The 18,608-nt window shown below is 68.7% G+C and carries 21 protein-coding genes and 1 pseudogene; 10 read left to right on the top strand and 12 right to left on the bottom strand.

Annotation, left to right across the window (positions count from 1 at the left end):
- Positions 1-26: 26 nt before the first annotated feature.
- The 7 genes from CFK38_RS16900 to CFK38_RS16870 form a co-directional block, all read right to left on the bottom strand.
- Positions 27-821 carry an energy-coupling factor ABC transporter ATP-binding protein gene (locus CFK38_RS16900; protein WP_096804116.1) on the bottom strand — a complete coding sequence of 265 codons (795 nt, stop codon included), beginning with the start codon at positions 819-821 and terminating at the stop codon, positions 27-29.
- Positions 802-1,674 (bottom strand): energy-coupling factor ABC transporter ATP-binding protein, encoded by an 873-nt coding sequence (locus CFK38_RS16895; protein WP_096804115.1) that lies wholly within the window; start codon positions 1,672-1,674, stop codon positions 802-804. The genes CFK38_RS16900 and CFK38_RS16895 overlap by 20 nt, the downstream gene beginning before the upstream one ends.
- Positions 1,665-2,486, bottom strand: a complete 822-nt coding sequence (locus tag CFK38_RS16890) for an energy-coupling factor transporter transmembrane component T (RefSeq protein ID WP_096804114.1) — start codon at positions 2,484-2,486, stop codon at positions 1,665-1,667. The genes CFK38_RS16895 and CFK38_RS16890 overlap by 10 nt, the downstream gene beginning before the upstream one ends.
- The gene (locus tag CFK38_RS16885) at positions 2,486-3,094 is read right to left on the bottom strand and encodes a hypothetical protein (protein WP_157773525.1); all 609 of its coding nucleotides are present in this window, start codon (positions 3,092-3,094) and stop codon (positions 2,486-2,488) included. Before CFK38_RS16885 ends, CFK38_RS16890 begins: the two co-directional genes overlap by 1 nt.
- Before the next feature lie 114 nt (positions 3,095-3,208).
- Positions 3,209-4,210 (bottom strand): LacI family DNA-binding transcriptional regulator, encoded by a 1,002-nt coding sequence (locus CFK38_RS16880; protein WP_218192322.1) that lies wholly within the window; start codon positions 4,208-4,210, stop codon positions 3,209-3,211.
- A gap of 35 nt (positions 4,211-4,245) precedes the next feature.
- A complete protein-coding gene (locus CFK38_RS16875) occupies positions 4,246-5,280 on the bottom strand; it encodes a ribokinase (protein ID WP_096804111.1) in 1,035 nt (344 codons plus the stop codon).
- Between the two features lie 625 nt (positions 5,281-5,905).
- On the bottom strand, positions 5,906-6,457 hold the full coding sequence (locus tag CFK38_RS16870) for a hypothetical protein (RefSeq protein WP_096804110.1): 552 nt from the start codon (positions 6,455-6,457) through the stop codon (positions 5,906-5,908).
- Between the two features lie 100 nt (positions 6,458-6,557).
- On the opposite strand from CFK38_RS16870, the gene CFK38_RS16865 reads away from it, so the two are divergent.
- Complete coding sequence (locus tag CFK38_RS16865) at positions 6,558-6,812, top strand: hypothetical protein (RefSeq protein ID WP_096804109.1); 255 nt, start codon at positions 6,558-6,560, stop codon at positions 6,810-6,812.
- 178 nt (positions 6,813-6,990) lie between these two features.
- Here CFK38_RS16865 and CFK38_RS17845 read toward each other — a convergent pair whose 3' ends face one another.
- The 4 genes and pseudogenes from CFK38_RS17845 to CFK38_RS16850 all read right to left on the bottom strand — a co-directional run bounded on the left by CFK38_RS17845 (position 6,991) and on the right by CFK38_RS16850 (position 9,221).
- A complete protein-coding gene (locus CFK38_RS17845) occupies positions 6,991-7,410 on the bottom strand; it encodes a hypothetical protein (RefSeq protein WP_338025014.1) in 420 nt (139 codons plus the stop codon).
- Positions 7,398-7,886, bottom strand: a pseudogene (locus CFK38_RS17840) (DEAD/DEAH box helicase family protein). The gene CFK38_RS17845 and the pseudogene CFK38_RS17840 overlap by 13 nt, the downstream one beginning before the upstream one ends.
- Before the next feature lie 329 nt (positions 7,887-8,215).
- Positions 8,216-8,965 carry a hypothetical protein gene (locus CFK38_RS16855; RefSeq protein ID WP_096804108.1) on the bottom strand — a complete coding sequence of 250 codons (750 nt, stop codon included), beginning with the start codon at positions 8,963-8,965 and terminating at the stop codon, positions 8,216-8,218.
- On the bottom strand, positions 8,952-9,221 hold the full coding sequence (locus tag CFK38_RS16850; protein ID WP_096804107.1) for a type II toxin-antitoxin system prevent-host-death family antitoxin: 270 nt from the start codon (positions 9,219-9,221) through the stop codon (positions 8,952-8,954). Before CFK38_RS16850 ends, CFK38_RS16855 begins: the two co-directional genes overlap by 14 nt.
- A gap of 123 nt (positions 9,222-9,344) precedes the next feature.
- Here CFK38_RS16850 and CFK38_RS16845 point away from each other — a divergent pair, with 123 nt between their 5' ends.
- The 8 genes from CFK38_RS16845 to CFK38_RS16815 all read left to right on the top strand — a co-directional run bounded on the left by CFK38_RS16845 (position 9,345) and on the right by CFK38_RS16815 (position 14,786).
- Positions 9,345-9,656, top strand: coding sequence for a hypothetical protein (locus tag CFK38_RS16845; RefSeq protein WP_096804106.1), 312 nt, complete (start codon positions 9,345-9,347; stop codon positions 9,654-9,656).
- A 338-nt stretch (positions 9,657-9,994) separates the two neighbouring features.
- Positions 9,995-10,258, top strand: a complete 264-nt coding sequence (locus CFK38_RS16840) for a type II toxin-antitoxin system Phd/YefM family antitoxin (protein WP_096804105.1) — start codon at positions 9,995-9,997, stop codon at positions 10,256-10,258.
- Positions 10,255-10,629 (top strand): type II toxin-antitoxin system VapC family toxin, encoded by a 375-nt coding sequence (locus CFK38_RS16835; protein ID WP_157773524.1) that lies wholly within the window; start codon positions 10,255-10,257, stop codon positions 10,627-10,629. The genes CFK38_RS16840 and CFK38_RS16835 overlap by 4 nt, the downstream gene beginning before the upstream one ends.
- A gap of 236 nt (positions 10,630-10,865) precedes the next feature.
- Positions 10,866-12,296, top strand: a complete 1,431-nt coding sequence (locus tag CFK38_RS16830) for a plasmid pRiA4b ORF-3 family protein (RefSeq protein WP_157773523.1) — start codon at positions 10,866-10,868, stop codon at positions 12,294-12,296.
- On the top strand, positions 12,289-13,098 hold the full coding sequence (locus tag CFK38_RS16825) for an SDR family oxidoreductase (protein ID WP_096804102.1): 810 nt from the start codon (positions 12,289-12,291) through the stop codon (positions 13,096-13,098). Before CFK38_RS16830 ends, CFK38_RS16825 begins: the two co-directional genes overlap by 8 nt.
- Positions 13,095-14,024, top strand: coding sequence for a ribokinase (locus CFK38_RS16820; RefSeq protein WP_096804101.1), 930 nt, complete (start codon positions 13,095-13,097; stop codon positions 14,022-14,024). The genes CFK38_RS16825 and CFK38_RS16820 overlap by 4 nt, the downstream gene beginning before the upstream one ends.
- Complete coding sequence (locus CFK38_RS17430; protein WP_218192321.1) at positions 14,021-14,128, top strand: RbsD/FucU family protein; 108 nt, start codon at positions 14,021-14,023, stop codon at positions 14,126-14,128. Before CFK38_RS16820 ends, CFK38_RS17430 begins: the two co-directional genes overlap by 4 nt.
- Positions 14,129-14,366: 238 nt before the next feature.
- A complete protein-coding gene (locus CFK38_RS16815; RefSeq protein ID WP_096804100.1) occupies positions 14,367-14,786 on the top strand; it encodes a PRC-barrel domain-containing protein in 420 nt (139 codons plus the stop codon).
- Positions 14,787-14,900: 114 nt separating this feature from the next.
- Here CFK38_RS16815 and betT read toward each other — a convergent pair whose 3' ends face one another.
- Entirely contained in the window at positions 14,901-17,162 is a 2,262-nt protein-coding gene (gene betT / locus CFK38_RS16810; protein WP_096804099.1) for a choline BCCT transporter BetT, read from the bottom strand.
- 190 nt (positions 17,163-17,352) lie between these two features.
- Between betT and CFK38_RS16805 the strand changes: the two genes are divergently transcribed.
- On the top strand, positions 17,353-18,606 hold the full coding sequence (locus CFK38_RS16805; RefSeq protein ID WP_338025013.1) for a helix-turn-helix domain-containing protein: 1,254 nt from the start codon (positions 17,353-17,355) through the stop codon (positions 18,604-18,606).
- Positions 18,607-18,608: the final 2 nt, after the last annotated feature.

Raw genomic sequence — 18,608 nt, 5'->3', positions numbered from 1 at the left:
GTCGGTGGTGGCCGTCTGCGCGCTGCTCAGGGGATCAGGGCGACGACATCGTCGAGCTGCAGGGATGCCGGCGCCAGGCCCAGGTCCTGGGCAAGCTGCGCACCGACCGGCCGCTGCAGCCGGGCTCGGGCCAAGACGTCATCGTCATCGAAGATCTCCGTAGCGGGAGCGTCGGCGATGACCTGTCGCTGTGCCATCACCACGACACGGTCGAAGGTGTCGGCCACGAACCGCATGTCATGGGTGATGGTGACCACTGCGGTGCCCTCGTCCTCGAGCTGACCGATGAGGCGCTTCAGCAAGGCGAGCCCGCGTCCGTCGAGACCTGCGGTGGGCTCGTCGAGGATCACGTAGCGCGGTTCGCCGACGAGCATGGCGGCGATCGCGACGAACTTCTTGATCGCGAACGGCAGGTCGTTGGGGTTGAGGTCCAGGTACTTGCCGATACCGGTCATCTTCACGGCACGGCGGACGCGCTCGTTCGTCCTCTCAGCGCTCCATCTGTCGTGACGAGGGATGTACTCGAGCTCGCTGCGGACGTCCGTCCCGAAGATCTGGTCGTCGGGGTTCTGGAAGACATAGGCGACCTGGCGTGCTGTCGTGGCGGTGGTCTGGGACGCCGTGTCGACGTCGTCCACCAGAACCCGTCCCGTGGTGGGTCTCAGCAAGCCGTTCATGAGCTTCACAGTGGTGGTCTTGCCAGCGCCGTTCTGGCCGATGATCGCCACCCGTTCGCCGGCGGCGACGGCGAGGTTCACTCGATCAACGGCGAGTGAGCCATCGGGATAGGCGAACGACACGTCATCGAGTCGAATGGTCACGTGATGTCTCCTGGAGTCGAGCGGAGAGGACAGTTCTCGCCGCGTCCTTCGTGATCGGGGTGGTGTCGAGACCTCGCCCCTGGGCCTCGAGCCGATGGGCGATCTCGGTGACCTCCGGTCGGGGAACGCCGGCGGCGTCGAGCGCGGGGGAAGTCAGCACATCCTGCGCCGGCCCTTCTGCCGTGACCCGTCCACCGTCGAGCACGATGATGCGGTCGACGTACTCGGCGAGCAGATCGATCGAGTGCTCCACCAGGATGATCGACTTCCCCTTCTCCTTGAGCCGCCGGATGATCGCGAAGACCTCCTCCGTGGACTCGGGGTCCAGCTGCGAGGTCGGTTCATCGATGACCAGGACGTCGGCATCCATGGCGAGGATCGAGGCGAAGGCAACCTTCTGGCGTTGGCCTCCTGACAGACCGTTGGGGTCCTTCTCGACGAGTGCCTCGATACCGAGCTCGTGCACCACCTCGATCACTCGCGCGATCATCTGCTCTCGGTCGACGCCCAGGTGCTCGAGCCCCAGCGCGATCTCCTCGAAGACGGTGTCGCGGATCCCGGAGATCTGGGTGAAGGGGTTCTGGAACACGTACCCGATCCGGCGGGAGAGCTCCGCCGGGTCCCAGTCGCGCAGAGGGGTGCCGAGCACGTCGACGTCGCCCGTGAGCTCGCCGTCGTGGAAGTTGGGGACGATCCCGCGCATCACGTTGCACAGCGTGGACTTGCCGCTGGCGTTGCGTCCGACCACCCCGTACAGCAGTCCGGGCTGGAGCACGAGGTTGACCCCCTGCAGCGCGGGAGCGTCCGCGTAGGCGTACGTGAAGTTCACGTCGCGCATCTCGATCAATGCCACAGCAGTACCTTTCCGATGATGCTTCCCACGGTGAGGACGAGCATGCCGCCCAAAACCGCCCAATCGGTGATCCCGGGTCGACGGAGGAAGACGAATTGCGAGTGCCGGGAGCTGACGTTGAACGCGCGTGCATCGAGCGCCAGGGCTCGCTCCTCGGTCTGGGACATGGCGGAGAGGAACACCGGCGCCAGCACGGGGAGGAATGCTCCGGCACGTCTCACGATCGATCCCTCGGTCTCCACGCCCCGCGACTTCTGAGCATCCAGGACTGTGCGGACGTTCGCCCCGAGGTCGGTGATCGCCTGGAAAGAGGCGAGCACGATATAGCTGGCTTTTCGATGCACGCCTACGTCTTCCAGGGCCAGCATCAGATGCCGGATCGGGACGAAGGCGAAGAACAGCGTGAGGATCGCACACATCGCCAGCACGAACACCGTGAATCCGGCGGCCTCCGTGATGCTGGTGGGACTGATGCCGAACGGGCCCCACGACCAGTAGGTGTCGGCATCCTTCGCGAAGATCACTCGCACCACGAACAGAAACCCGCCGACTGCCAGGACCAGCCGCGCGAAGACCGACACGAAACGACGTCCAACCCCGCCCAGGAACGCGAGGACGACAGCAGCGAGGCACACTGCGGCCGACCCGACGAGCTCGGGCAGCATCGCGGTGACCACAGCGAGCAGTACCGCGCAGGCCAGCAGGACGAGAGGATTCAGATCACGCACCGGATTGCCCAGGCTGGCAGGCTTCCGGAAGCGGTCGAGATATGAGGCATCCAAGGTGGGGGGCGCTACGGTATTCGAGATCATCAGAGCGCCAGATCGTCGTCGAGATCGCGGAGCTCTGCATTGGATGCTGAGTCAAACCGAACCACCCTGCCCATGAAGACGTGACCGAGCGGCAGCTTCGCGAGCAGCCGGGACGGGACCCGGCGCAGGATGAGGAAGACGACCACGACCACGACCAGTTTGTCGACGAGGTCCAGCGGGACACCGGAGAGGTACACGGCCACGTTCATGTCGAACCCTGAGGCATACAGCGCTGCAGTGATCACCGAGACACCATTGGGCGTGAGGCCGCCGAAGATCCAGAGACTGATCAGGGCGCCGCCGAACCCGCCGATGATGGCGAAGGGGATGACCGTCGCCAGCGCCTTGCCGAAGGTGGTGAACCAGCCGCGCTTCGAAAGCAGTCCGGCGGCGAGTCCGATGAGGATGTTGATGATCGCGTAGACCATGGTCGTCGGATTGGTGATCGAGTTGATGACATTGGAGATCGCACCGACGAGGGCTCCGGGCAGGCCGCCGCAAAGAGCGCCGACGAGGATCGTCCCGATGCTGTCGAAGTAGACCGGGAGCTTCAATAGGATGGCGAGCTGACCGCCGACGAAGTTGGTCGCGACACCGATGGGGATCATGAAGAGTGTGAGCTGGCCGTAGCGGGCCCACAGTGACTTCCGGGGAGCCTGTGAGCGAGTTTCCTTGGACATGGAATGCCTTTCTGACGTCGACGTTGACGGGACTGACATGGATCAGTCGGGATGGTGCCCGCAGGACGGGCGAAGACGAATGGTGTAGCCGCATCTCTCATGCCGAGGAGCGAATGATGTCGAGCGGTGTTTGCCGGGCAACATCGCGACCGCCGCGCGGGCGATCTCATCGAGGGGCTGGACCACCCCCGACAGCTTTGGTGCGGTGTACTCCGACATCTCGGTACCGTCGAAGGTGATGACTGCGAGCTCGTCCGGTACACGCAGTCCATGCTCGGCGGCCGCGGCGAGCAACCCCACGGCCTGCAGCTCGTTCGAGGCGAACACTGCTCTTGGCCGAGGTCCTGAGGTGATCAGCGCGCTGCCGGCGTCATAGCCGCCGCGACGCGTGAATGGCGCCTCGACGATCCACCGTGGATCCGCCAGGAGCTCCGCTTCGGCGAGGGCAGATCGCCACCCCTGGAGACGCTCGCGCGCGGTGAGCAGCTGCTCGGGACCCGTGATGATCGCATGTTCGCGGTAGCCGTGCGTCACGAGGTGCGCGGTGACGGCGTGCGCTGCGGCGACGTTGTCGACAGCCACGGAGGAAGCGAGGTGCTCCGGATCCACACGGTCGAGAATGACCACCGGCACTTCCCCGTCGAAGGCGGCCGAGAGGTCGGGGTGGCTGTCGACGCCCACGAACAGCAGGCCGTCGACGCGGCGGCGGACGAACGTGGAGATCAGCTCCTTCTCCCTGTCCTTGTCCTCCGCGGAGTCCCCTAGCAGGAGGATATGGCCGGACTCGGACGTGCTGTCCTCGAGTTCGTGGGCGAGCGCGGCGAAGAATGGGTTGGAGATGTCAGGGACGATCAGTCCGTAGAGGCCGCTCACGCCGGAGGCAAGCGCCTGGGCAACCGTGTCCGGCACGTACCCGACCTCCTCGATCGCAGCGAGGACTCGTTGCCGTGTCCGCTCAGCCACCGGCCGGGGGCCGTTGTTGATCACGTAGCTGACGATCGCTGTCGAGGTGCCGGCGACCCGAGCCACGTCCTTGCGGGTCACACGGCCTCTGCCGCGGACGTTCGTCGCACCCCCGCTCATGCCACGACCTGGTCGTCAAGGCAGAGCACCCGAGGGTTCGGGGTTCCGTTCTCGTCCACCTCGAGTGCGGCGAGTCCGCGGTAGGAATCACTGGTGCCCGGGGTGGTGACAGCCAGGGAGCCAGCGGCTGTCCCCCATCGGACCGCAGCGCGGAGGTCATCTCCATGGGCGAGCCGCGCCGCCACGGCGCCGACGAAGGCATCGCCCGCCCCGGTGGTGTCGACCACTTTCCCGGACTGTGGTGCCGGCTGGTGCCAGGTGGCTTCGCCGGCCGATGCGATTGCGCCGCGTTCTCCGAGAGTGATCACAACGGATGCCGCGAACTTGTCCGCCAGATCGGCGGCGAGGCGCCCCACGTCGTCGACCGCGGACCCGCTGCCGGGGGCGACCGCGGTGTCAGGGGCGAGACGGCGATGCAACTCGAGCGCCTCGCCTTCGTTCAAGATGAGCGGGTCCGCTGCCGAGAGGGTCGCGAGTGGAACGTCGATCACAGGGGCGAGATTGAGTACGAATCGGATGCTGTGGTCGCGACAGACCAGGGCGAATGCGGCCACAGCGTGCGCTGGCAGCTCGCCCTGGGCGAGGCCGACGGTAGTGGCGACGTCCCGCAGTGCCGCGGCGACCTCGTGTGCCTCGAGCGCTTCGGGTCCGACCTCGGCGTTGGCGCCGCTGACCACGACGACGGTGTTTTCCCCGCTGCCATCGACGGTGACCTGTGCTGTCCCGGTGCGCGACGTGGCGCTGGCGAGCATTCCGGAGGTACCCACGCCTTGGGAGGCGAGGAGGCGGCGCAGCGTGTTTCCGGCCTCATCCGTGCCGAGCCGGCCGATCAGGTCCACCTGGACACCGAGCTTCTCCGCAGCGACTGCCTGGTTGGCTCCCTTTCCTCCCAGTCCACTGCTTCCACCGTGTCCGAAGACGGTCTCGCCCGGACGGGGCAACGCATCGAGATAGACGAAGGTGTCCATATTGGCCGATCCGAACACCAGTACGCGAGGCATGGTCCCGGTGGTCTTCTGCTGTGACGCCATGTGGTCTCCTCTTCGAGCAACCCTGTCTACGCGCGTTGTCTACGCGGGTAGATATGCAACGTATATGACGGGCGTCACGAGCGCAACTCTTGTTCAGGCCGGGTTCGGTCGGGCCAGGTCGACGATTTCCAGCGCCAGGTCCGGGACTTCTCAGAGCGCGCCACCACTGCTCGAGATCGAGGAGGCAGTGCCGAAATCGAACTGCTGTTCATCATTCAGGTGTAGCGCCGCCCATCGGTGCTGCGGCACTCGACTCTGGTGCGGAGCCCGGCTCGCCAGCCAGCCTCCGCCACGGTTGAGTCAGAACTGGTTCGTCCTTCTCGGGGGCTTTTCCCCGGATGGCTGCGAGAGGCCCATCTCGAACGCATCGCTGAGGGCACGGCCGGCAAGGGCACGCTGGCATGGATGCTCGGAGTCCCGGCGGAGTCCCGGCGGAGTCGCTCGAGGTGGACGAACCGGAACGAGGCGCTGAGCTGTCCGATGAGGACCTCACGGCCGACCGCAGCAGCAGAGCTGGCTCGCTGAACCAGACCCTCACGCCGCTGCGAAGCACCCCGCCGCCACGGGCGCCTCGTGGTCGTCCTCGGTGGTGAGTCCCTGCCTCGGAACCTTCCGCGTGATCGCCTCAGGCCACCCGTACCGAGATCTCGACCGGCTCCACGGGTGCCTCGAGCGTTCCGTGGCTCTGGTCGCAGTCCTCTTCGACCTCTCGGGTCCGCGTGCAATACAGCACCCGCACCGTCGTCTCACCAGCGGCGAGCCCGTGGATCTCGACGGCGAACTGCTGGGTGCCGCCTGGGGCCTGAGTGCTGTCGGACGCCGGCTCCACGCCGAACACCTTCTCACCGATGGCGACGTCTGCCTCGACGATCGCGGGATCGCCCACGGAGACCACGCCCCAGTAGTCGCCCACGCCGAGCGATCCCTCGGGCAGGGACACCTGCACGATCTCGCCTGCGGTCACATCGACCGCGGCCGTGCCCTCCGGCAGGAGGGTGCCCTCGCTCGGTGCGGCCTGCGTCGTGGTCGTCTGGTCGCTGGGTTCCGTGCTCGGGTCCTCTCCGACCGGGAGGAGCGAGCATCCGCTGAGCAGGACCGCGCCCGCCGCTGCGAGGAGGATCCGTCCCCGGCGGGCGAGGCGTGCTCTGCGCGAGGCCGTAGCGCCGGGTCTCGTCATCGCTGCCTTCCTGATGGGGGCCACTCCCCATTCCTTTCGCCCGAGATCGAATCTACTGTGCCATGGAACACGATCGCAGTTGCTCGAGGACGGCCGCCCGATGACCGCGGACACCGGCGGGATCACCGAACCGGCCCATGACGAGATCGCCGGTGAACATGCGTACAAGGTCTCCGCCGTGGACGTGGAGAACGGCACGGTCACCGTGGTGAACCCCTGGGGCGATGAGGAGCCTGTGACGATGAAGTACGACGATTACGTGGACACCTTCCAGGGCACTGCCGTGGGCAGGACCGAGGCGCCGTCGCTCGGAGACCGCTTCGGAGAGCTCTTCGACGGGACCAGCGGTTACTGACCCACGGGTCAGCGTGGGTCGCAGTGTCCTCACCGTCGACGATGTGACGCGGGCGCCCGTCGGACGTGGTCGCCTGCGATGACGACGCTGGACCTGACAGCGTGGCGTTTGCAATCCTGGGGCCGGAGCACACGATCTTTCGGGAGGCTCGGCCCCGGGCCCGTCCGGAGACCGCGGCTCACCCCGCGACTGGCTCCGCACCCAGCCGCTCCCGCTCCTCCGCGACCACCTGCTTCCTGATCGCGACGTCATCCGTGCCGATCGCGGTGATCCGGCCCAGCGTCCCGTTCACCCAGCGGCTGGCGCCGTCGTTGGTGAGCATCATGAACTGCGCGCCGAGTGCGAGCGACAGCGAAACCTCCGTGGGGTGCTCGAACCCGTCGGAGTCCCCGCTGAGCTGCGCGGTGAAGGTCTGCGGCGCATCGGGCAGGCGCTCGAGCATCTGCCGGTTGCGGGCGCCGACGATCCGGTTCGTGGTCGCCGGAGTCAACCAGAACTCGTCCAGGCCCGGCTCGAAGTCGGGATCGGTGCGGCGGTTCAGCTCGGCGCGGGCGTCCTCCAGCAGCGTCCCCTCCCGCATCGCGTTCAGCAGATGCACCAGATGTTCGTCCCGAGCTGGGGGAACACCGTGCCCAGCTCCACCACCGGGAAGGTCGCGGCGTCGAAAGAGCGGGCGGAGAAGAAGAACGGGGTGCCGAAGCGCTCCTCGATCCATGCCGCCTCGTGATCGGTGACCACCCGCGGCAGGTGGTACAGGTCCCCGACCAGCACCAGCTGCACCCCGCCGAACGGGGTGCCCGGCCGCGGCCCGAACCGCTCGAGCGCTGCGGTGAGCGCGTCGAACAGGTCCGCCCGCACCATCGAGGCCTCATCGACGATGAGGGTGTCCAGCTACTTCAGAGCTGTCGCGAAGCGCCCCGGGTAGTAGTCGCCGCCGCGCACCATCTCCTCGGTGACGCCGAGCGGGAAGGAGAACAGGCGGTGGACCGTGTATCCGTCCACGTTCAGCGCCGCGATCCCCGTGGGCGCGACCGTGATCGTGCGCCGCGCGGTGGTCTCCAGGTAGTGGCGGATCAGCGTGCACTTGCCGGTGCCCGCCTTGCCGGTGAGGAACAGGTGGTGGCCGGCGTGGAGATGATCGAGCGCGGCCCGGAACTCCCCGGTGATGGTGAGGCCGGCGGGCGCGGGCGCTGCCGGGGCTGGCTCCGGCTCGGGCGGCGACAGCCAAGGGCCAACGGATCTTCTGCGTCTTACACCTCGTGCCAGAGCGCCCGGCTCACGCGCCGGTGAACGCCCGCCCGGCAGCCCGCAGGAACTCCTTCTTGTGGCCCGGGGCGCTCAGCAGCTCGCGGTCCCGGACCGCAGGTCCGCCGCTGGGGAAGCTCTGTCGAGCCCCGGGTACGTCAGAGTGTTGCGCGGTGGGCACCCGCGTGGCCGCGGCGGCGGATGCACGGCGCCTTCGCGCGGGGCATGGCCGCGCCGCAACGTGGCTCTTCCCTCAGGGCGATGAGGCGCTCGGGGTCGGGGCTGCCGGCCACCCGTTCCAGTGCGGCTGCCAATGCTCGGGGAGGGTCGAGCTGTCCCGTGTCGGGGTCCCACGCGTTCGCGATCGCCGCGTTGAGTTCGTCGATCGACAGCACCTCGGCGATCTCCTGGGTGAGAGCGCCGATCGCGACGGCGGATTTCATGAGCCCGTCGGGCGGGGGTTCGGGCCGGTAGTCCCACAGCTCGAGGCCGTGCTTCTGGGCAGTCAGCTCGTAGAGCTCGAGCATGTCCCAGATGCTCTGGACCACGTCCTCGTCCAGCGTGCCGCTGGCGATGAGGGCGTTCACGGCGTCATAGATCCGGTTCTCGCTGCGCGGTCCGATGGCGATGATCTCGAGCAGACCGGTGCCGTCCGGTGAGATGGAAGAGCGGAACACGAGGCGGTACTCGCCACGTAGCGTCGCGGTCGTGTTCAGCCCCGCGAGCTGGTCTGTCGCGGACCGGTTGGACAGGGGGTGCTTGCCCCATGGCCTGGTGAAAAGGTCGACGATGTCGTCGAGCACCTCATCCCACTGGGAGTGGTCGACGTTCTCGGCGATCCACTCCTCGACCTGGGTGGACAGGACCAGCTCTGCCTGATCGTCCGGGAGGTGCTCACCGGCGCGCATGCAGCCGCTCTCGCACCTCGTCGACGGAGCGGAACTCAGACTTCTCGGCGACGAGCGTGCTGGCGGACTGCACGAGCTGGTCCGCAGCGTGGCGGAGGGAGCGCTCGAGCTCGTCGAACCGTTCAGGACTCATGACGACGGCGGTGGGCTTGCCGTGATTGGTGAGCACGACGGTGCGCTCGGCTGCCTTCTCCGCGAGGAAGCCGGCACCCTTCTTGGTCGCCGTGGTGGCGGGCATGCGGAGCGGTGTGGTCATGGCCCCAGTTTAGCAGTGATATGCAAGGAACTTCGAACTTTGGTGACGAGCTCATGCCACGGCCGATGTCCCCGCGATTCCGGCGCCAGGATTGGCCCGCGGGGGACTCATGTGGCTTACCGGATGAGTCTCGAACGGAGCAGACGTGCCCCGTCCTCAACCGGCCACCGCGGTGTCGCTGCGCTGGCCGCGGCCGTCGGCGCTCTGGCATCGATCGCGGCGTCCATCGCGCTCGTCGGCCTCGTGCTGACCCCGAACGATCCCGGCACCTCGGAGCCGACGGTCGCTGCGGAGGGAACCGAGGAGGTCGACCAGGACGCGGAGACCGAGACCGAGGCCGAGCCGTCGGGCCCGGCGGAGGAGGCCTCCCCCGAGGCGGACCCGATGACGGAGAATGAGTCGCTCGCTGAGGAGGAGCCCGTCACCACGCAGTAGGCGACCCCCGAGCCGACACAGGAGCCGAGCCCCGCGCCGACCGAGGCGCCGGATCTCAGCGCCGACGAGGAGCTGGACGAGCGCACCCTCGCGCAGATCGCCAAGGCACCGGATGACCACCTCAACCGCCAGGTGATCGTCTACGGCGCGATCACCCAGCTGGACGCCGCGACCGGCAGGGGCTTCGTCCGGATCTCCATCGCCGAGGCTCCGCTGGGTAGCGTAGGGACGGGAACCACTCCTCCTTCGACGATCCGATGCCGGACGAGCTCCTCCATGCCGACGATCCGCACCCCCCCCCATGTACTAGAACTAGTATCCATGTGTACAGTGGTGTCATGGCCGACGTGACCCGGACTGAGCTGAACCAGCAGACCGCACGCGTCCTCGCCCGCGTCGAAGCCGGCGAGGAGATCACCGTGACCGATCGCGGCCGCCCCATCGCCCAGCTGAGTCCGGTGCCCTCGGACCGCCGGGCGCGCCGACTCGCCACCGGGGCGCTCCGCCCCGCGCCGGAGCGAGGCGTCCCGGAGATCCGCAGCCCGCTGCGCAGATGGAGCACCGAGCAGATGCTCGAGGACATGCGCGGAGACCGGCCGTGATCTATCTGCACACCTCCGCGGCGTACAAGCTCCTCAGCCGGGAGCCCGAGGTGAGCGAGGTCGAGGCGCTGTTCGCCGAGGGGACCGAGCTGCTGTCCTCGCGGCTGCTCGAGGTCGAGCTGCAGGCGACCGTGCTCCGCCGAGGGGGAGCGCTGGAGGACGTCGCGGCGATCCTGCGCCGCGTGGAGCTCGATGCGGTCGACGACGAGATCATCGACCACGCCCTGTCCCTGCAGGCGGGGCTGCGCGCGATGGACGCACTGCACCTGTCGACCGCGCTGCTGTACGGGACGGACGTCTCCGCGATCGCGACCTATGATCGCGAGCTCGCCCTCGCGGCCGAGCGGCACGGCCTCGCCATTCATCGCTGACCTCGGCCCGGTCGCTGTCCAGAACCGGTCCTGGCCGCTCACGCCGCCCTCAGGGCTCGGCGACGTCCCTCGGGTGAGCGCGATCATCCACGGCATCACGCCGGAGCAGATGGCCGGCTCGGGGGCACTTGGTGATATCGCATCGAGCATTCCGCAAGGGTGCAAGGTCCCTCGTCATGCCGATGGACGGCTCGGAGCATTCTTGCCCGGCACCCCGCGCCCCGTATCCTGGCCGTATGCCAGCCGAGCATGACGACGACGAAGAGATCCGGCGCCGCTTCGAGCAGATCCTCGCGGGGATGTCCACGGACGAGACACGTGCCGCGATCGGAGCCCTGCTCGCCTCCGGTCCCGATCCGTTCAGGGCGCCCGCTCGCCCCGATCTGCGCCGGCCACAACTCTCCGCCCCGGTGGTGCTGACGGTGCGGGTGGATCTCCGGCACGCCGCGCCCCCGATCTGGCGGCGGCTGGAGCTGCGCTCCGATCTCAGCCTCGCCACCATCCATCAGGTCCTGCAGGCCGCGTTCTCGTGGTGGGATTACCACCTGTACCGCTTCGCGCTCGGCGGCGACCCGTTCGATCGTTCCTCGCAGCTGTTCCTGTGCCCCTTCGACGTCGAGGAAGGGGAGGACGAGGGCCTCCCGCTCGGTGAGGTACGCCTCGACGAGGTCCTCCAGGAGGTCGGGGACCGGCTCGAGTACGTCTACGACTACGGCGACAGCTGGCATCTGAAGCTCAAGGTCGAGAATGTGCGACCGGCGAACGAGGAGACCCCGCGGGCCGTCGCGACCGGTGGGAGGCGCGCCGCCCCGCCCGAGGACTGCGGCGGACTGACCGAGGCCGAGGACCTCGCCGACGTGCTGGAGGACCCCGCCGCCTTCGATCTCGAGGATCTCAACGAGGCGCTGGCGGACGTTTCTGCTGCGCCGCAGGACCTCGGCCTCCACCCGGCGCTGGTCACGCTGATGGAGGCGGCCCGGCGCACCCCGGCGGATGGCGACGTCGCCGTGCGCGCCGCCGCGCTCCTCGCCCCGCCGGAGCCCCTCGACGCTGTGGAGCGGGAGGCGGCGCTGCGCCCGGTGCTGTGGTTCGTCGACCGTGCCGGGAACGGCGGCATCCCGCTGACATCCGCCGGATACATGAAGCCGGCGGACACCGAGGCCGCCTCCCTGGTGCTGCCCGAGATGGCGTCCTGGATCGGCAAGAACAATCGAGAGAGCCTCGCGTTCCCTCTGCTGACGTTCCGGGAGAGCCTCCAGACGCTGAAGCTCCTGCGCAAGTACAAGGGGAAGCTGCTGCTCACCCGGGCCGCAGCCGCGGCGGGCACGGAGCCGGACGCCCTGTGGTCGCTCCTGGCGAGCACGCTGATCCCCTCCGCCGACGGCTTCGAACGCACCGGGGCCGTCGCGCTGCTCCTGCATATCGCGACCACCCCGGAAGGACAGGACGAGCCGTACGACGCGGTCGCAGGACTGCTCACGCAGCTGGGATGGAGAGAGGGCGAGGGGCCGGTCTCGCGCTATGCGATCCGTGATCTGAGCGTCGCCAGCCTGCTGCGCAGCCTCGCTCCGCGAAAGGTGTCGCGGCACCGGGACGTGGTCTCCGCGCCGGCCCGGGCGCTGGCTGCCGCGGCGCTCGCCGGGGCCGGCGAGGTCACCGATGAGTGACGCGCTCCGGGACGGCGCGGCCGCGCCCCGTCTCACCCTCGCCATCGCCGGCGCGACCGGGACCCTGGGCCGCTCCGTCGTCGAGGCCGCACGTCGTGGCGGTCACGACGTCCGCGAGATCTCGCGTGCCCGTGGTGTGGACGTCATGACCGGTGAGGGGCTCGCCGCCGCGCTTCATGGTGCCGACGCGCTGATCGAGTGCCTCAAACCCCCGCAGCTCGACGAGAGCGCAGGGTCCTGGTACGAGAAAGCGGCCCGCGTGCTCGGCGAGCACGCCATGTCGGCCCGGGTGCCGCGCACCGTCGCCATCTCCATCCTCGGCATCGACCACATGCAGGACTATCCCTTCTATCGCGCACAGCTGCGCCATGAGCACGCGGTGCGCGAGCACTGTCCGGGAGCGGTGATCGTGCGTGCCGCTCAGTTCCATGACTTCGTGGGCAGTCAGCTGCGCCGCGCGGGCGACCACTACGAGGTGATGGACGTGCGCTCCCAGAGCGTGGACACCCGCGCCGTGGCGGAGCTGCTGGTCACCCAGGCCGTCGCAGCCGAGCCGGCCCCACTCGCCCAGATCGCCGGACCGCAGCCTGAGAGGACCCTCGACCAGGCCCGTCGGCTGCTGGCCGCGCGCGGCGAGGACATCCCCGTCGTCGGCGTGCCCGGGAGCGAGACCATGGCGCGCGGCGGCATGCTCCCCGGCCCCGAGGCGATCCTGGCCGGACCGACCTACGAGCAGTGGCTGGCCGGGCGGGCCGGCGAGGTCGAGGGGCTCACCGAGGAGAGCGCAGGCGAGCTCGGATGAGCCCCGCCGGAATGATCGCGGTCGTCGGGTCGATCAACGTGGACCTGAGCGCCCAGGTGGCCCGCCATCCCCGGCCGGGGGAGACCCTCCACGGCCGGGGCGGGCGGATGACGCCTGGCGGCAAGGGCGCGAACCAGGCCGTCGCCGCCGCGAAGCTGGGCGGGAGCGTGCAGATGATCGGCGCCATCGGCACCGACGCGCAGGCCGAGGTGGGCCTGTCCGGCCTGCGCGCGGCCGGGGTGGGCCTGGACGGCGTGCGCGAGGTCGAGGGGCCGACGGGCCTGGCGATCGTGACCGTCGCCGAGGACGGCGAGAACACCATCGTGGTGATCGGAGGCGCCAACGACGCCGTGGACGCCGCCCAGGTGAAAGCCTCTCGCGAGGTGCTCGAGGGCGCGGCGATCGTGGTGTGCCAGGGCGAGATCCCCCGCGGCGGGATCGAGGCCCTGCCCGCTCACGTGCAGGGACGGTTCCTGCACAACCCTGCCCCCGTGATGGAGCTGGATCCGGCGGTGCTGCGCGCCTCCGACCCGCTGGTGGTCAACGAGCACGAGGCCGCCCTGGTCCTCGCGCAGCTGAGCCCGGAGACGGACCCGACGCAGCAGCCGGAGCAGATCGCCAGCGCCCTCCGCGACGCCGGCATCGCCTCCGTGGTCCTGACCCTGGGTGCGCAGGGCTCGCTGGTGGCCGACGCCGACGGGTCCCACCGCATCCCCGCCGCGCCGGTCACCGCGGTGGACACCACCGGCGCCGGCGATGCGTTCATCGGTGCGCTCGCCGTGGGCCTCGCCGGTGGGCAGTCCCTGCCGGTCGCCGCCCGCTTCGCCTCCCAGGTCGGTGCCTTCGCGGCCACCGGCCACGGCGCCCAGCCCAGCTACCCCGGCACAGACGATGAGCTGCCGCAGCTGGACGGAGCGGGAGCATGAAGCGCCGGGGGATCCTCCACCCCGAGCTCAGCGCGCACCTGGCCCGCCTCGGCCACACCGACAGCCGCCCGGTCATGGCATCGGCCGCTCTCGCGGTGGCCTGACCGCGAAGTTCCACCAGGCCGTCGATGGCCGCGGTCGCCCGTTGGGGATGGTCGGTGGGCAGCGCAACGACCGGGCGATGATCGCCGAGATTCTCGGCGAGCTTCACGTCCCGTGGCTCTGTCCGGGCCGCCCGCGACCCCGACCCGCCACCAGAACCGGGGCTTGACACTCCTGCCCTTGAAGGCCCTGATTCCCGCGTCATACAGTGATCCACCCCACCGATGAGGAGGTTCGATCATGGCCACTGCAGACGCCAGGACATTGATCAAGCTCAGCGACATCGACCAGACCGTCGCTGACCGCGAGGAAGACATCCGGAACCGGCACGTCAAAGACCGCAACGGCGAAGACATCGGCAAGGTCGATGAGCTGATGATCGACAGCGACGAGCACAAGGTCCGCTTCCTCGACGTCGCCTCGGGCGGTTTCCTGGGCATCGGCCAGGAGGAGACCTTCATCCCCGTCGACGCGATCACCGCCATCGACGCCGAGGAGGTGCACATCGACCAGACCCGTGAGCATGCCGCCGGAGCCCCGGCCTATGATCCGGATCTGGTCGATCAGGCTCCCTACTACGAAAGCGTGTACGGCTACTACGGCTTTACGCCGTTCTGGGGAGCCGGATATGTGTACCCGGGTTACCCGTTCTACCCGTGACACCGCGGGGGACTGCTCCGGCTGCTCTCCAGCCGGCCATCAGCCCGGCTCGACGCACATAGACGGATGCCCGGGCGGAGCGACCCTCGCGGGGCTGACCCGCACGAGGACCTGCTACTGCCGGTCCTCGATCGGCTCCACGTCGTCCGGCTCTTCGGGGACGTGCGGGTTGGGATCACTGTGCGGCACGTGGGTCGGCGTGATCACGGACTCGTAGGCGTGCTCGTTGGAGTACTGCAGGAACGCCAGATGCGCCTCGTACCGATCGATGACGTCGTCGATCACCTGCTGGGACGTCAGCCCCATGAGGTCGTACCCCTCCGAGCCGGTCTGCGTGAAGACCTCGAGGCGGTAGTACACATCCGCTCCCCGGGACATGCTGCGTGCGCCGAACGTGGGGACGGCGGCCTGGACGGGTGCGACCCGGTACTGGAAGTCCCGCTGTCCTGCGGGCATCGTGACCAGGAGCGTGTACTCGGAGATGGCGCCGCCGGCTCCGGGGCCGACCGTGAGCGAGGCCGTGTAGCCGAGCGTCGTGAACTCCGCCGAGACGTCCCGCAGCGCGGGGGAGACCACATCGGTCTCGAACCGTGCGACGGCGCGCTCGGAGGGGTAGGACCGGATCTGCGCGAGCCGCTGCCGCCACGTCTTCTCGGGGGCGTGACCGCCGTGGGCGGCGACCTGGGGCGTGCGCCGGGTGATCCCCTCACGCTCGGCACGTTCCATCCGCAGCACTTTCGAGAACGACGCCATCACCAGATACACGATGATCGTCACCGGCAGCGCGAAGATCAGCGTCGCGAGCTCCATCGTGCGCACGCCCCCGGCCATCAGCATCCCGATCGTCAGCACCGCCGTGACCAGCGCCCAGTAGATGCGCAGCCACTTCGCGCCGTCCTGTGCCGGATCGGGGATGGAGGAGGAGAAGTTGGCCATCACCATGGCGCCGGAGTTCGCGCTGGTGAGGTAGAAGAGCATGCCGGAGAGGGTGGCCAGGCCGATCAGGAAGCTGGCGCCGGGGAGGGACTGGAGCAGGGCGTACCAGCCGTGCTGCGGGTTGGCCATCGCGAGGGCCGCGAACTCGGAGTCCCCGTCCAGCACCTTGCGCAGCGCGGAGTTGCCGAAGATCGTCACGATGAGGAAGTCGCACAGCACCGGCGCGGTGATCGCCGCGATCACGAACTCGCGCAGCGTGCGTCCGCGGGAGATGCGAGCGAGGAACAGGCCCACGAACGGCCCCCACGCGAGCCAGAACGCCCAGAAGAACAGGGTCCAGCTGCTCATCCACTCGGCGCCGCCCTCGACGTACCCGAAGGTCTCCAGGGTCCGCTCGGGCAGCGTGAAGACGAAGCGGCCGATGTTCTCGACCATCGTGCTGAGCAGGAACGCGGTGTTCCCGCTGATCAGGATGTACGCGATCATCGCGCCGGCCACCCAGAGGTTCAGCTCGGAGATCATGCGGATCCCCCGATCCACCCCCGAGGTGCAGGCCGCGATGGTCATCGCGACCGCGACGGCGACCAGGGCGATCTGCAGCGACAGGCCCTCGGGCAGCCCGAAGAGCAGGGAGAAGCCCACGTTCAGCAGGACCACCCCGATGCCCATCGAGGTGGCGACGCCGAAGACGGTGCCGACGAGGGCGAAGACGTCGATCGCGTCGCCCATCCGGCCCCGGACGCGCTTGCCGAGCAGCGGGTAGAGGGCCGCGCGGATCGACAGCGGCATGCCCCAGCGGTAGGCGAAGTACCCCATCGCCATGCCGAGTAGGGCGTAGACGGACCAGCCGGCGATGCCGTAGTGGAACATCGTCCAGATCACCGCATCCTGCGCCGCTTCAGCGGATTCCGGCGTCACGGACGGGGGAGCGATGTACTGGGTGACCGGGCCGGTCACGGAGTAGAACAGCATGTCGATGCCCACGCCGGCGGCGAACAGCATCGACACCCAGGTGAACAGGTTGTACTGGGGCCGGGAGTGGTCCGGTCCCAACCGGACGCCGCCCTCCTTGGACAGCGCGACCCAGAGGACGAACAGGATCGCCAGCGTGATGGTCAGCACGTAGAACCAGCCGAGGTTCACGGAGATCCACTTCACCGCGAGGCTCATCGTCCCGGCGGCGTGGTCGGGGGAGAGGATCGCCCAGAGCGAGAACGTCAGGATGATCAGCGAGGCGCTGATGAAGACCAACCAGTTGATGCGCGGCTTCGAACGGTCGGCGAAGTCCGCAGGGCCCTTGGTGCGCAGTTCCGTGCTCGAGGACGGCGGGCGGGTGTCCCTATCGGTCGTGCGGCGCTCCGTGGCGCCGAACCGGCCGCGTTCGACCCCCGGCGCGGGCAGGTGCTCCTCGGACCGCTGCGCATCATCGGGCTCCGGCACGTCGTTCTCCTTCCTGTCGAGGGGCGGCGTCCGTAGCGTACCGCCGGTGCTCCGGCATGGAGTGGGGGCGCATCGCAGGGTGGTCGCGTGGGCCACGGTGCGCGTCCGAGCGGTTCCCGGGCGCCGAGGCGGAGCCGCCTGAGAGGCTCACGCACTGCGCGGCCCGGGCGCGCTTCGTCGTGCGCACGGGATGCCACCTCGTGCTCGCACGTGCTCGTGCGGTGCGAGGTGCCGTTCCACTCCGCGGTGGCCCACATCGGTGCATGGGCCTTTGCCTGCCTGGCCAGATTCCACGTCACGGAGTGGGGAGCGTGAGGCCATCCACACGTGCTTGGGATTATCCCAATCGGCGCGTACTGTGGGGGCCATGACGACCATCGGTGGCCGCGTCCGCACCGCGATGAGCAGTGCCGGGATGCAGCAGAAGCAGCTCGCGGAGCAGGTCGGGATGACCCCCGACTCGCTGTCTCGCGCGCTCAACGATCAGCGGGGGTTCGCCGCCGTCGAACTCGCTGCCATCGCCGCAGAACTCGATGCCGATGTGCACGAGCTCATCACCGGGGCTCCTGATCCGCATCGACTCGTGCTCTCGGCGCGCCACTCCTTCGATCACGAGACCGGTTCTCGGAGCGTCGATGGTCTCGAGCGCGACACGGCGCTTCTCGACGATGTCCGCCTCGCGTATGCGCAAGCCGGGACCGCCCGACCTGGTGCAGCTCTTCCCACCGATGTCGAGCAGATGAGGCGGCTCCTCCCCGAGGGGTTCGTCCGGCGATTCATCGTTCATCTCGCCGAGATCGAGGTCGACGTGGTGCGCCTCGGCGGGCTCAGCACTGCGTACTCGTTGAAGATCGATGGTCGGCCCGTGATCCTGCTTCCGGAAAGCGGCAACTGGTTCCACGAGAACTGGTCGCTCGCCCATGAGCTCGGCCATCTGGTGCTCGGCCATGAGGGCGTCATCCCGGGAGCGAGCGGATTCGAGACGAGAGAGCGGGCGGCGAACATCTTCGCCGCTGAGCTTCTCCTTCCCGAGGCACGCCTGCGTCAGATGGACTGGGGCCGGGCAGGACTTCCCGTGCTCGCCCAGCTGGTCTGGGATTGGGGCGTCTCGACCGATGCACTCCGTCGACGGTTGAATGCTCATGGGCTCGAGCCGTCCAGCGAGGTCGAAACGGCGCTGGCCTGGACCACTCAGAAGCTTCTTCGCCGGCACTGGACAGGCGCGAATGCCGGGGACCCGATCACTCGGCGCATGACCGAGGCGGGAGAGCGCCGTTTCCCGGCCTGGCTCCAAGAGGCGCACCTCGAGCGAATCGCAGAGGGTGCTGTCGGCAAAGGGACGCTCGCCTGGATGCTCGGCGTCCCCTCGGATTCCCTCGAGGTGGACGAGCCGGATGGCGCCATGGAACTCTCCGACGACGCGATCGCCGCGCTGCTCGGGTGACA

Origin of the sequence: Brachybacterium vulturis (genome assembly GCF_002407185.1) — a bacterium.
In the GTDB taxonomy this organism is placed as follows: domain Bacteria; phylum Actinomycetota; class Actinomycetes; order Actinomycetales; family Dermabacteraceae; genus Brachybacterium; species Brachybacterium vulturis.
The sequence above is the reverse complement of the archived record's forward strand: the minus strand, read 5'-3'. Positions and strand labels throughout refer to the sequence as shown.